We start from the raw sequence: 12,378 nt of genomic DNA, 5'->3' as shown, positions 1-12,378 counted from the left end.
GCGGTGCACCTGCGCCAGCTCGCCGGGGAGCACCTGCCGGCTACCGCGACGCTCGGGCAGGTCATCGACGACACGCTGCCGCAGGCCGCACGGCACCGCGACATCACCGGCCGCTGGCACGCCGAGCTGTCGCGCAGCCTGAAGATCGACCCGGTGGCCGGCGAGCCGCCGCTGGGCGACGAAGCCGCGGAGTTCGGCGGCCGCCTCGCGCCGGCAGCGCCGAACGTGTGGATCCAGTCCCCATCGCGCACGGCCGCGCTGTGGGGCCTGACGGTGCAGAACAGCGGCAGCTTCACGATCGGGGCCCACAAGCTCGCGGTGCGGATCCCGCTCAGCTACCGGGCGGGCGTGAACTGGCGCTGCCACCCGGCGCGCGGTGCGAATCCGGTGCTGGCGCCGGGCGCCAGCGTGACCCTGTTCTGCCGGACGACGGTGTCGCCGTCGGACCAGGACGACACCTGGCGCACCGCGATGCAGAAGCTGCGCGCCGGCGAGGCGACCGACCTGCAGTGGAGCGACGAGGCCTTGCAGACGCCGGGCGGCTTCGACGCTGCCACCGACCGCCTGGTCGCCGACGCCTTGAAGGGCCCGGCCGCGCAGCCGCCGCGGCGCAGCTGGGGCGAGCGATGGTCGATGCTGACGACGCCGCGCCGCAACGCATTGCTGCTGGCCGGGCTGATCACCGCCTTCGCGCTGTTCTGCACGCTGGCCCGCCTGCAGGGCGAGCGCCGTGCGGTCATCGCGCTGCTGCTGGTCGGCGCGGTGGGCAGCTACCTGGCCGGGCGCGGAGAAGGCGCGGCATCGGTGCTGCTGGTCGGCATGTACCTCGTGCTGTCGATCGGGCTGGCCTTCGGCTTCGCGTTCGGCGCCCGCCTCTACACGGGGCTGTTCTTCCGGCGCCAGGGCCATTGACACCAGAGCATCGGCTTCTTCGAGCCGACCGGCACCGTCGGGCGAGCGCTACGCGTCCCGCCCTGGCGCACGCCGGCCGGACGCCGCGGTGCCGAGCGCGCCGAGCGCGCCGCCCAGCACCAGCACGTACCACAGCGGGGCGGTGCCGCCCTGGTCGCCGACGGGCCGCAGCCCGGCCGCGCCAACCACCAGCGCGATCGCGGCCACCAGGGCCAGCAGCAGCAGCGGTACCGCCAGCGCCAGCGTCGGCAGCTTGACGGCCGGATCGCGGCTGCCGGCCACCACCAGCGCGTAGCCGAGCAGCGTGAAGAGCGGGAACAGCACCCACAGCGTCAGGCCCGGCGGCGCCGCGGACATCCCCAGGGGCGCCGCGACCAGCGCGACGGCGGACAGGAAACCCAGGGCGGCCAGCACGCCGCCGACGATCGCGATCAGCATGGTTGTGAGTCGATGCGGTGAAGGTGGCGCAAGGATAGCGCGGCGGCACCTCGCAGGGCCATACTGGCGCGATGACTGCGCCCACGCTCCACTACCACCCGCTCTCGTCGTGCTGCCACAAGGTGCTGATCGCGATCGAGGTGCTGGGCGCCGAGGTCGACAGGCGCCTGCTCAACCTCGGCGACCCGGCCGAGCGCGCCGCCCACCTGGCGCGGTGGCCGCTCGGCAAGATGCCGCTGCTGGAGGACCAGGGCCGGCCGATCGGCGAGACGAGCATCATCATCGAGCACCTGCAGCGCCATCACGCGCGCCCGGGTCGCACGCTGATCCCGCACGAGGCGGAGGCCGCGCTCGAGGTCCGCCTGTGGGATCGCCTGTCCGACCTGTACCTGATGACGCCGATGCAGGCCTTCACCGCCGATCGCCTGCGGCCCGAGGGCGAGCGCGATGCCCGCAACCTGGCCCAGGCGCGCGACACGCTGTCGACCGCCTATGCGCTGTTCGACGGCCAGCTCGACGGCCGCCCCTGGCTGGCCGGCGAGGCCTTCAGCCTGGCCGATTGCGCCGCGGCGCCGGCGCTGTTCTATGCGCTGGCCTGGCTGCCGCTGGCGCCGCAGCACGCGCGACTCGCGGCCTACTTCGAACGGCTCGTCGCGCACCCGGCGGTGGCGCTCACCATCGACCAGGCGCGGCCCTTCTTCCAGTTCTTTCCGGGGCGCGACGGCCTGGCCCGGCGATTCTTCGACCCGTCGGCCCCTCGCTGAGCCGCTTCTCGCGCAGGCAGGCCCGGGGCCGGCGATGCGCGGCCCCCAGGGTTTCTCCAAAGACCCCCTCTTGAACCGTCACGCCCTGCCCCTATAATTCTGGTCTGCTAGCACTCATCCAACTTGAGTGCTAACGACATCCAGGTGCCTTCGGGTGCCGATGTTCTGCCAGGTCAATGAGCGCCAACTTGCCTCGTTGCCCACCAGAAGTCCCATTTGAGACATCAAGGAGAAGCCATGAAATTTCGCCCGTTGCACGACCGCGTGATCGTCGAGCGCGTTGAAGCAGAAACCAAGACCGCTTCCGGCATCGTCATCCCCGACGCCGCCACCGAGAAGCCCGAGCAAGGCATCGTCCTGGCCATCGGCCCGGGCAAGCGCAACGAGAAGGGCGACTTCGTGGCCCTGAACGTCAAGGTCGGCGACCGCGTGCTGTTCGGCAAGTACAGCGGCCAGGTCGTCAAGGACAACGGCAAGGAATTGCTGGTGATGCGCGAAGAAGACCTCTTCGCCGTGGTCGAGAAGTAATTCTCCCCGCACTGGCTCCAGCACCTCAACACTGAATTCGGAGAAAAGAACATGGCAGCAAAAGACGTAGTCTTCGGCGGCGAAGCCCGCGCACGCATGGTCGAGGGTGTCAACATCCTCGCCAACGCCGTCAAGGTGACCCTGGGCCCGAAGGGCCGCAACGTGGTCCTCGAGCGCTCGTTCGGCGCCCCCACCGTCACGAAGGACGGTGTCTCGGTCGCCAAGGAGATCGAGCTGAAGGACAAGCTCCAGAACATGGGCGCGCAGATGGTCAAGGAAGTCGCTTCCAAGACCAGCGACATCGCCGGTGACGGCACCACCACCGCCACCGTGCTGGCCCAGGCCATCATCCGCGAAGGCATGAAGTACGTGGCCGCCGGCATGAACCCGATGGACCTGAAGCGCGGCATCGACAAGGCCGTCACGGCCCTGGTCGAGCAGCTGAAGAAGGCCTCGAAGGCCACCACGACCTCGAAGGAAATCGCGCAAGTCGGCTCGATCTCGGCCAACAGCGACGAAACCATCGGCAAGATCATCGCTGACGCGATGGACAAGGTCGGCAAGGAAGGCGTCATCACCGTCGAAGACGGCAAGTCGCTCGAGAGCGAACTCGAAGTCGTCGAAGGCATGCAGTTCGACCGCGGCTACCTGTCGCCGTACTTCATCAACAACCCCGAGAAGCAATCGGCGTTGCTGGACAACCCGTTCATCCTGCTGTTCGACAAGAAGATCAGCAACATCCGCGACCTGCTGCCGGTGCTGGAGCAAGTGGCCAAGGCCGGCCGTCCGCTGCTGATCATCGCTGAAGAAGTCGAAGGCGAAGCGCTGGCGACCCTGGTGGTCAACACGATCCGCGGCATCCTGAAGGTCGTCGCCGTCAAGGCCCCGGGCTTCGGCGACCGCCGCAAGGCCATGCTGGAAGACATCGCCATCCTGACCGGCGGCAAGGTCATCGCCGAAGAAGTCGGCCTGACGCTCGAGAAGGTCACGCTGGCCGACCTGGGCCAGGCCAAGCGCATCGAAGTGGGCAAGGAAAACACCACCATCATCGATGGCGCCGGTGCCGGTGCCGACATCGAAGCCCGCGTCAAGCAAGTGCGCGTGCAGATCGAGGAAGCCACCAGCGACTACGACCGTGAAAAGCTGCAAGAGCGCGTGGCCAAGCTGGCCGGCGGCGTTGCGGTGATCAAGGTCGGCGCTGCGACCGAAGTCGAGATGAAGGAAAAGAAGGCCCGCGTCGAAGATGCGCTGCACGCGACCCGTGCCGCCGTCGAAGAAGGCATCGTGGCCGGTGGCGGCGTCGCGCTGCTGCGCGCCAAGCAAGCGGCTGGCGCCATCAAGGGTGACAACCCCGACCAGGAAGCCGGCATCAAGCTGGTGCTGCGCGCGATCGAAGCGCCGCTGCGCGAGATCGTCTACAACGCCGGCGGCGAAGCCAGCGTGGTCGTCAATGCCGTGCTGAACGGCAAGGGCAACTACGGCTTCAATGCAGCCAACGACACCTACGGCGACATGATCGAGATGGGCATCCTGGATCCGACCAAGGTGACCCGCACCGCGCTGCAGAACGCCGCGTCGGTGGCCTCGCTGATGCTGACGACCGAGGCGATGATCGCCGAGGCTCCGAAGGAAGAAGCCGGCGCCGGTGGCGGCATGCCCGGTGGCGGCATGGGTGGCATGGGCGGCATGGGCATGGACATGTAAGTCCAGGCACCTCGCCTACCTCGAAAGGGCTGCTTCGGCAGCCCTTTTTCATTGACACACCTCGAAGGCCGCCCCCTGGCCGCGGGCGGCACAATATCGCCATGCCGACCGCCCCCCTGCTGAAGCGCTTCATCGACGATGAACTGGGCCGCGCACCCGACCTGATCGCCCGCACCACGGCGGCGGTGGTCGAGCAACTGCGCCGCCCGCGCGACCAGCTGCTCGCCAACGAGCGGCAACACCATTTCGATCTCGTCGAGCAGCTGCAGCAGCATGCCGGCCGTTTCCAGCGCAGCTTCGTCGACGCGCTGCGCCTGCGCGTGCTGGCCGAGCTGGAGCCGACCGCCCCTGCCGCGGCCCTGTCCGGCCCGAGCAGCCTGTCCGGCCTGCAGCTGATGGATGAAGGCCGCGTCGAGTCCGACATCGAGATCTCGCGCGCCGTGCAGCAGATCGACACCGGCACCGAATGGGAGCTGCGCGAGCTGCAGACCTTCACGTCGACGTTGCGCGCCCAGACCCACACCACCGCCGAATCGAACCCGCTGCGCCCGCTCGCCTATGCCCACGCGCTGTGGGACGCCGCCGGCGACGTGACCGACAAGCCGGTGCAGCAGGCCATCCTGCTGCGCGTGGCCTCCACCGCGATGACGCCGCTGCTGCGCATGGCCTGGGCCGCCGCCTGCTCGCGCCTCGAATCGCAGGGGGTCGAGCCGAGCATCTACCGCACCGTCGTGCTGGCACCGGGCGCCGGCGCGGCGCGCAAGCCGGAGGTCGACGTGACGATGCCCGGCGCGCTCGAAGGGCTGGTGCGCAGCATGCCGGGTGGCTTGCCCGCAACCTCCTCCGCGCCCTCCACCCCGGGCCGCCGTGGCGCCACGCTCGGCCCGGCACTGGAGCAGGCCCTCGCCCGCATCGAGGCGATGCTCTCGCGCCTGCCGGAGCGCAGCGGCGACGCTGCCGAAGCCGCTGAAGCCGCCGATGGCGCCGACCGCGCCGGCACGCCGTCGTCGCGGCTGGCCGAATTCCGCGGCTCGCTGCTCAGCGCCGCCGACGAGACGATCGAGCGCCAGATCATCGAACTGCTGTCGCGGCTGTTCGAGACCATCCTCGGCGACCCGATGCTGCCGCAGCCGTTGCGCACGCTGATGGGCCGCCTGCAGGTGTCGGCACTGCGCGTCGCGCTGCGCGACCCGAAGATGATGGAGGTCCACGAGCACCCGGTGTGGCAGCTGATGGACCGCATCGCCGGCGCCGCCGTCGGCTACCCGCAGTCCGGCGACCCGCGGCTCGCGCATTTCCTGTCGTTCTGCGATCGCCTGGTCGACGAGATGCTCGCCGAGCCGGTGCAGGACGCCGCGCTGTACCGCCGCAGCCTCGCACGCGTCGACGCCGCCATCGCCGAGCAGCTGCGCGATGCGCAGGTGGCCGCGCGCGGCGCGATCGCGACGCTGGTGATGGCCGAGCAGCGCGAGCGGCTGCAACGCGAGCTGTCGCACCGGCTGACCGAGCAGATGGCGCCGATCCGCACGACGCCGGTGATCCGCCGCTTCGTCACCGGCGCGTGGGCACGCGTGCTGGCCGAATCGTTCACGCTGTACGGCGAGGAGGCCGAATCCAGCCAGCGGGTGCTGAAGGCGACCGACCACCTGCTGTGGAGCCTTCAGCTGCCCGACCATCCGCAGAGCCGTCTGCGCCTGCTGGGCCTGCTGCCCGGGCTGCTGAAGGAGCTGCGTGCCGGCATGGAATTGACCGGGTTGCCGGCCGACGAGCAGCAGGCCGTGCTCGACGAGCTGGTCGAGGTCCACAGCGAGGCGATGAAACCGCGCGCCCGGCCGGCCGCCACCGCCGCGCAGCCCGAGCCGACACCGGAGGAGATCGTGCGCCGCATGCGCGACGAGACCGTCGAGCCGGAGCCCGAGACCGGCGCACCGTTCAGCGATTCGCTGATCGACCTCGGCTCGATGGACACCGTGCCCGCCGAGTGGCTGCCGAGCGGCCCGCCCGCGGGCGGCGACGATGCGGCCGCCTGGGTCAACGCGATGGCGATCGGGCGCCACTACCGGATGTTCCTGCTCGGCCGCTGGAGCCACTTGCAGCTGCTGTGGCGCAGCGACAGCGGGCAGTTGCTGCTGTTCGCCGGCGAGCAGCCGGACAGCACGCACTCGGTGACGCTGCGCGCGCTGGAGCGGCTGCGCACGGCCGACCTGCTGGTCTCGCTGTCGGACTACTCGCTGGTGCAGCGGGCGGTCGACGGCATGCTGCGCAGCCTCGCGACGCTGCGTTGAGCGCGCGCATGCCAACCGCAGGGCTGCGGGCCTGGCCGGGCCTGCTCGCGATCGTGCTGTGCGCCTCGGCGCTGGCGCAGAGCGACACGTCACCGCCCACGCCGCCACCCACGCCGCAGCCCACCCGCCCGCGCATCGGCCTCGTGCTGTCCGGCGGCGGCGCGCGCGGCCTGTCGCACGTCGGCGTGCTGAAGGTTCTGGAGCGCCAGCGCATCCCGGTCGACGTGATCGCCGGCACCTCGATGGGCGCGATCATCGGCGGCCTGTACGCGAGCGGCATGGACGCCGACACGCTGGAGCGCGAGCTGCTGAAGGTCAACTGGGATGCGGTGTTCGCGAACCGCGTCGACCGCCAGCTGCTGTCGCAGCGACGCAAGGAAGAAGATTTCGAGATCTCGCCGTTGATCGAGTTCGGCATGCGCGACGGCGAACTGCGCGCGCCGCTCGGTGCGCTGTCGGGCCGCGGGCTCGAGACGCTGCTGCGGCGCTACACGCTGCCGGTGCGCTCGGTGCGCGATTTCGACCGGCTGCCGATCCCGTTCCGCGCCGTCGCCACCGACATGGAAGACGGCCGCGCGGTGATCCTGAGCCAGGGCGACCTCGCGCTCGCGCTGCGCTCCAGCATGAGCGTGCCAGGCGTGTTCCCGCCGACCGAGATCGACGACCGCATCCTCGGCGACGGCGGCCTGGTCGACAACGTGCCGGTCGACGTGGCGCGCGCGATGGGCGCCGACATCGTGATCGCCGTCAACATCGGCACGCCGCTGGCCCCGCGCAAGACGCTCGGCTCGGTGGGCGGCCTGACCGGCCAGATGATCAACATCCTGACCGAGCAGAACGTGCAGCGCAGCCTGGCCTCGCTCGGCGGGCGCGACCTGCTGATCTCGCCGCAGCTGGGCGACATCACCTCGGGCGACTTCAACAAGACGCGCGAGCTGATCGCGCTCGGCGAGCAGGGGGCCGCCCAGCTCGCGGCGCGCCTGGCCGCGCTGTCGCTCGACGAGACCGCGTACGCGCAATGGAAGGCCGGCCACCCGCGCGAGGCCCCGCCGCAGGCGACGCTCGCCTTCGTCGAGTTCGAGGGCAGCGGCCTGACCAACCCGAAGCGCTTCGCGGCGCAGATGGAATCGGCCGCCGGCCAGCCCTTCGACGCGGCCAAGGCCGAGCGCGACGCGCGGCGCCTGGCCGCCAGCGGCGACTACGTGCGCGCCGACTACGAGCTGGTGTCGACCGACCGCGGCGACGGGCTGGTCTTCGACCTGGAGGACAAGCCCTGGGGGCCGCACTACTTCCGCGTCGGGCTGGACCTGAACACCGATTTCACCGGGCGCAGCGGCTTCAACCTGAAGATCAGCCACAACCGCCACTGGCTGGACGCCAACGGCACCGAGTGGCGCAACCGCGTGCAGATCGGCGAGGTGCCAAAGCTGTTCTCCGAGCTCTACCACCCGCTGAACTGGACGCTCGGCATCTCGAACGACTGGTTCGTGGCCGGCTACGGCGAGGCCGAACGCCGCAAGCTCGCCGTCTACAACGGCGCCACCGGCGACGAGCGCGGGCATTTCAACCGCTCGACCGGCCGCTTCGGCGTCGACCTCGGCCAGCCCTGGGGCCAGTTCGGCGAGATCCGCATCGGCCTCACGCATCTGACACTGCGCAACGAGCCGGAGATCCTGTCGACCGACTACAGCGGGCCGCGCGAGACGGTGACGATCGACGAATCCGGCCTGCGCGTCGGCGTGGTGGTCGACCAGCTCGATTTCGCGAACTTCCCGCTGCGCGGCTACCGCGTGCAGGGCGAGGTGGTCAGCGGCCGGCGCAGCGACAGCGTGACCGGCAGCGATTCCGACCGCTTCACGCGTATCGAGACCGAGGGCTCGGCGGTGGGCACCTGGGGGCGGCACACGCTGAATGCGTTCGCACGCGTGCAGCATGCCGACCAGCGCTCGATCGCCGGGCTCGGCCGCTACACGCTCGGCGGCTTCCAGCAGATGTCGGGCTACCTGCCGGGGCAGATCGAGGGCAACTACCTGGCGTTCGGGCGGCTCGCGTACTACCAGCGGCTCGAGTACACGCCGGTGTTCACGCGCGGGCTGTTCGCCGGCGGCTCGCTGGAGGCCGGCAACGCCTGGGAATTCAGCAGCCAGATGAAGCTGAACGACCTGCGCAGCGGCATGAGCCTGTTCGTCGGCGCGGACACCGGCATCGGGCCGCTGTACCTCGGCCTGACCTACGCGCCGCGCGGCGCGGCCGGCCTCTACCTGTTCATCGGCCGACCGTGACGAATCGGACGCGGCGACCCCGGTCCTGCCGCGTTCGGGGGGATGCCAAGCCGGGAGGCGCTTCCTAAACTGGCTTCCAGGTTCAGAGCGGTTGACAGGCAGTTTGGGTGAGGCTCACATGACGGACAGCGAATTGATGCGGATCAGCGACGGTGGCGTCGAATCGTCGGAAGGCTGGGCGGTCCACCTGATCGGGCCGGAGCTGCTGGAGTACTGCAGCGGGCCGGCCGCCTGCCTGGTGAACATCGGCTACTCGCCGACGCAGCGGGCACGGCAGATCTTCGCGACCGAGTCGTCGTCGGACCTGTTCCCGATGCTGCGCGAGCACCTGCAGTCGGCCTCGCAACTCCTCGAAGGCCGCTACGTGGTGGTGTGACCCGCCAGCGCCGCCTCGATTTCGCTCGCCACCAGCGCCGGCAGCTCGTGCACGATCCAGTGCGTGGCGCCCGGTACGCGGGTCAGCGTCAGCTTCGGCACGAAGGCCTCCAGGCCATCCAGCAAGGACGCCGGCAACGCCACGTCGGCCTCGCCCCACACCACGTGCGTCGGCACCGTCACGGTGACGAACTCGGGCGGGAACTTCAGCGCGAGCACCGGTGAATCGGGCCCGGTCGGCGGGCGCAGCGGCGACACGCGGTAGTAGTTCAGCGCGCCGGTCAGCCCGTGGCGCCACAGCGCGCGGTACTGCTCCTTCAGCGCCGGCGTCAGCCAGCCGCCGCCCGGCCGCGCCGGGTCTTCGGCCCCCATGTGCGCGAACACCGCCCACAGCCGCGCGAAATCGCCGGCCTCGAGCTCCGCCTCGGCTTCGGGCCGGCTCCAGGTGTTCATGTAGGCACTGGCCGCCTGCTGGTGGGGATCGGTCTGCAGCGCCTTCAGGAATACGCCGGGGTGCGGCGAATTGACGATCACCAGCCGCTGCAGCGCCTGCGGATGCTGCACCGCGAAGTTCCAGGCCACCGCGCCGCCCCAGTCGTGCGCGACCAGCGCCGCGAGCGGGCCGCCGCCTTCGTGGGCGATCAGCGCGAGCAGGTCGGCCACCAGGTGCTTCGCGCGATAGGCCTCCACCTCGGCCGGCGCGGACGAGCGCTCGTAGCCGCGCAGGTTCGGCGCAATACAACGGTAGCGGTCGCCGAAATGGCGCAGCATCGCGTCCCAGACGAAGGCGCCTTCGGGAAAACCATGCAGGAACACGATCGCCGGCGCGCCGCGCGGCCCGCTGGCCCGGCAGCTCAGCGTGATGCCGTGCGGCAGCACCGCGTCGAAGGTCTCGATCACCCGAGGATCCAGTCGCGCAGCACGCAGGCGGCGTCGCCGACGCCCTGCCTGTTCAGCGCCGAGAACAGCGCGATGCCGATGTCGGCGTCCTCGCTCGACAGCTCGCCCAGCACCGCCTGCGTGGCCGCCAGCGCCGCGGTCGATTCGCGGCGGTTCAGCTTGTCGGACTTGGTCAGCAGCACCAGCAGGCGCACCTCGCCGGTGCCCACGCGGGGCGCGACGAACTCGAGCAGGTTGCGGTCGAGCTCGGTCAGCCCGAGCCGCGAATCGACCATCAGCACCACGCCCGACAGGCTGCGGCGCACCTGCAGGTAGTTGGCCATCACCTCCTGCCAGCGCTGTTTGGCGGCGCGTGCCACCGCGGCGTAGCCGTAGCCGGGCAGGTCGGCGAACAGCGCGTTCGGCGCATCCTTCGGGCCCAGCTCGAACAGGTTGATGTGCTGCGTGCGGCCGGGCGTCTTCGAGGCGAAGGCCAGGCGTTTCTGCTGCGTCAGCGTGTTGATCGCGGTCGATTTGCCGGCGTTCGAGCGGCCGACGAAGGCGATCTCGGGCAGCTCGGTCTGCGGCAGCTGGTTCAGCTGGCTGGCGGTGGTCAGGAAGCGCGCGGTGTGCGTCCAGGCCAGCGCCAGCTTCTCGGCTGCGGCCGCATCGCTGCTCGCGTCAGCGGCCGGCGCACCGGAATTGTTTTCGTCGGTCATGGAAGGCACCAAAAACTTGCATTGTAAAATCGCCGGGTTTTGCATCCACAAAACGCATCCAGCCAACCCACACACCACACGCCATGATGCCTGTTGCTAGCTTGCTGTCGAGTCTGTTGTTGGCCGCCGCGTTCGTGGCACCTGCTTCCGCGAGCGAGGCTGCGAAGCCCAAGCCCGACGTCGCGAAAGGCCAGGCGATCTCGACCAACGTCTGCGGTGCCTGCCACTCGGCCGACGGTTCGCGCGGCAGCCCGGCCAACCCGATCCTGCAGGGCCAGCACCCCGAATACCTGGTCAAGCAGCTGGCCGAGTTCAAGGAAGGCAAGCGCGACAACCCGGTGATGAAGGGCATGGCCTCGACGCTGAGCGAGGACGACATGCGCAACGTCGCCGCGTTCTACGCCTCGAAGGATGCAAAACCCGGTTTCGCGAAGAGCAAGGAATCGGTCGCGCTCGGCGAGAAGATCTACCGCGGCGGCATCGCCGACCGCGCCATCCCGGCCTGCGCCGGCTGCCACAGCCCCACCGGGGCCGGCATCCCCGCCCAGTACCCGCGCCTGCGCGGCCAGCACTCCGATTACACCGAAGCGCAGCTGGTGGCCTTCCGCGGCGGGCTGCGCAAGAACAGCGCGCAGATGACCGGCGTCGCCGCGAAGATGAACGACAAGGAAATCAAGGCGGTGGCCRACTACATTGCCGGCCTGCGCTGAACGCGGCGGATCTCACGCTTCGCACACCCCCAGGGAACGGGCCGGTCGATGACCGGCCTTTTTCATGTCCGTCCGGCGCGGGCGCGACTATAGTCATCCGACTCGCCACTGCGAACGCCCCCATGCCCTACATCCGACGCGGACCCGACGGACAGATCGACAGCCTGCATCGCCAAGCGGGGGCCGGCACCGAGTTCATCGCGGACGGGCATCCGGATCTGCTGGCCTTCATCGGGCACAGCCCGGCCAACAGCGACTTCGGCAAGCTCGATGCCGATTTCGTCCGCGTGATCGAGGACGTGATCGACACGCTGATCGTGCGCAACATCATCAACATCACCGACCTGCCCGGCGAGGCGCAGGCCAAGCTGTTCGCCCGCAAGAGCTTCCGGGAACGCACCGCGCGCAATTCGCTGCGCCTGTTCTCCGACACGCAATTCGGCACCGTGATCGACGACACGAACTTCGGCGAATTGCCCTGACGCAGCCGGGCGCGCGGAACCGCTGTAAGGTTCCCGGCTCGAATGGCGACTGACCGGCAACGCGCCCGCAGGCGCCCCCAGGAGTTTTCATGCATCACCGCCCGAACCGCGGCTTCGACCATGCCGTGCCGTCCGAGATCACGCCGCGCGCCGTCTATGAGCGCCGCCGCGAGCTGCTGAAGCTGATGGCGCTCGGCGCCGGCGGCGCGGCGCTGTCCGGCTGGGCCGCGCGCGATGCGTTCGCCCAGGCTGCCCGCCCGAACAAGCTGGCCCCGCTGCCGGGCGCGCGCAGTGCCGTCC

At 69.9% G+C, this 12,378-nt stretch carries 12 protein-coding genes and 1 pseudogene; 10 read left to right on the top strand and 3 right to left on the bottom strand.

Annotated features, from left to right (window positions below; all coding sequences use genetic code 11):
* A partial coding sequence (locus AC1DXV_RS24070) for a hypothetical protein (RefSeq protein ID WP_477935894.1) occupies nt 1-912 on the top strand: 912 nt, incomplete at its 5' end.
* A gap of 48 nt (nt 913-960) precedes the next feature.
* Here the strand turns inward: AC1DXV_RS24070 and AC1DXV_RS24065 are convergent.
* Nucleotides 961-1,350, bottom strand: a complete 390-nt coding sequence (locus tag AC1DXV_RS24065) for a hypothetical protein (protein WP_477935892.1) — start codon at nt 1,348-1,350, stop codon at nt 961-963.
* A gap of 71 nt (nt 1,351-1,421) precedes the next feature.
* Here AC1DXV_RS24065 and AC1DXV_RS24060 point away from each other — a divergent pair, with 71 nt between their 5' ends.
* The 6 genes from AC1DXV_RS24060 (at nt 1,422) to AC1DXV_RS24035 (ending at nt 9,289) form a co-directional block, all read left to right on the top strand.
* Nucleotides 1,422-2,114: a glutathione S-transferase family protein gene (locus tag AC1DXV_RS24060; RefSeq protein WP_477869042.1), complete on the top strand. Its 693-nt coding sequence runs from the start codon at nt 1,422-1,424 to the stop codon at nt 2,112-2,114.
* A gap of 237 nt (nt 2,115-2,351) precedes the next feature.
* Nucleotides 2,352-2,642, top strand: a complete 291-nt coding sequence (locus tag AC1DXV_RS24055; protein ID WP_477869044.1) for a co-chaperone GroES — start codon at nt 2,352-2,354, stop codon at nt 2,640-2,642.
* A gap of 51 nt (nt 2,643-2,693) precedes the next feature.
* Entirely contained in the window at nt 2,694-4,346 is a 1,653-nt protein-coding gene (gene groL, locus AC1DXV_RS24050; protein WP_477935890.1) for a chaperonin GroEL, read from the top strand.
* 101 nt (nt 4,347-4,447) lie between these two features.
* Nucleotides 4,448-6,631 (top strand): DUF1631 family protein, encoded by a 2,184-nt coding sequence (locus tag AC1DXV_RS24045; RefSeq protein ID WP_477935888.1) that lies wholly within the window; start codon nt 4,448-4,450, stop codon nt 6,629-6,631.
* Between the two features lie 8 nt (nt 6,632-6,639).
* Nucleotides 6,640-8,913, top strand: coding sequence for a patatin-like phospholipase family protein (locus AC1DXV_RS24040; protein WP_477935886.1), 2,274 nt, complete (start codon nt 6,640-6,642; stop codon nt 8,911-8,913).
* A 118-nt stretch (nt 8,914-9,031) separates the two neighbouring features.
* Nucleotides 9,032-9,289, top strand: a complete 258-nt coding sequence (locus tag AC1DXV_RS24035) for a hypothetical protein (protein ID WP_477873859.1) — start codon at nt 9,032-9,034, stop codon at nt 9,287-9,289.
* On the opposite strand, the gene AC1DXV_RS24030 is transcribed toward AC1DXV_RS24035, so the two are convergent.
* Nucleotides 9,274-10,188 (bottom strand): alpha/beta fold hydrolase, encoded by a 915-nt coding sequence (locus AC1DXV_RS24030; protein WP_477935884.1) that lies wholly within the window; start codon nt 10,186-10,188, stop codon nt 9,274-9,276. The two genes, AC1DXV_RS24035 and AC1DXV_RS24030, sit on opposite strands and share 16 nt — an antisense overlap.
* Nucleotides 10,185-10,886 (bottom strand): ribosome biogenesis GTP-binding protein YihA/YsxC, encoded by a 702-nt coding sequence (yihA, locus tag AC1DXV_RS24025; protein WP_477868165.1) that lies wholly within the window; start codon nt 10,884-10,886, stop codon nt 10,185-10,187. The genes AC1DXV_RS24030 and yihA overlap by 4 nt, the downstream gene beginning before the upstream one ends.
* 83 nt (nt 10,887-10,969) lie before the next feature.
* Here yihA and AC1DXV_RS24020 point away from each other — a divergent pair, with 83 nt between their 5' ends.
* From AC1DXV_RS24020 to AC1DXV_RS24010, 3 genes and pseudogenes are all read left to right on the top strand, one after another.
* Nucleotides 10,970-11,596: a c-type cytochrome gene (locus tag AC1DXV_RS24020; RefSeq protein WP_477935882.1), complete on the top strand. Its 627-nt coding sequence runs from the start codon at nt 10,970-10,972 to the stop codon at nt 11,594-11,596.
* A gap of 122 nt (nt 11,597-11,718) precedes the next feature.
* A complete protein-coding gene (locus tag AC1DXV_RS24015; RefSeq protein ID WP_477935880.1) occupies nt 11,719-12,078 on the top strand; it encodes a hypothetical protein in 360 nt (119 codons plus the stop codon).
* A gap of 89 nt (nt 12,079-12,167) precedes the next feature.
* Nucleotides 12,168-12,378, top strand: a pseudogene (locus tag AC1DXV_RS24010) (protein-methionine-sulfoxide reductase catalytic subunit MsrP); the annotation flags it as partial.

The sequence above is a fragment of the Rhizobacter sp. P3_C12 genome, from assembly GCF_056402735.1.
The sequence above is the reverse complement of the archived record's forward strand: the minus strand, read 5'-3'. Positions and strand labels throughout refer to the sequence as shown.

Coding starts and splice junctions, on each gene's coding strand:
- AC1DXV_RS24015 (WP_477935880.1), top strand. CDS start 11,719: ATGCCCTACATCCGACGCGGACCCGACGGACAGATCGACAGCCTGCAT.
- groL (WP_477935890.1), top strand. CDS start 2,694: ATGGCAGCAAAAGACGTAGTCTTCGGCGGCGAAGCCCGCGCACGCATG.
- AC1DXV_RS24035 (WP_477873859.1), top strand. CDS start 9,032: ATGACGGACAGCGAATTGATGCGGATCAGCGACGGTGGCGTCGAATCG.
- yihA (WP_477868165.1), bottom strand. CDS start 10,886: ATGACCGACGAAAACAATTCCGGTGCGCCGGCCGCTGACGCGAGCAGC.
- AC1DXV_RS24065 (WP_477935892.1), bottom strand. CDS start 1,350: ATGCTGATCGCGATCGTCGGCGGCGTGCTGGCCGCCCTGGGTTTCCTG.
- AC1DXV_RS24060 (WP_477869042.1), top strand. CDS start 1,422: ATGACTGCGCCCACGCTCCACTACCACCCGCTCTCGTCGTGCTGCCAC.
- AC1DXV_RS24045 (WP_477935888.1), top strand. CDS start 4,448: ATGCCGACCGCCCCCCTGCTGAAGCGCTTCATCGACGATGAACTGGGC.
- AC1DXV_RS24055 (WP_477869044.1), top strand. CDS start 2,352: ATGAAATTTCGCCCGTTGCACGACCGCGTGATCGTCGAGCGCGTTGAA.
- AC1DXV_RS24040 (WP_477935886.1), top strand. CDS start 6,640: ATGCCAACCGCAGGGCTGCGGGCCTGGCCGGGCCTGCTCGCGATCGTG.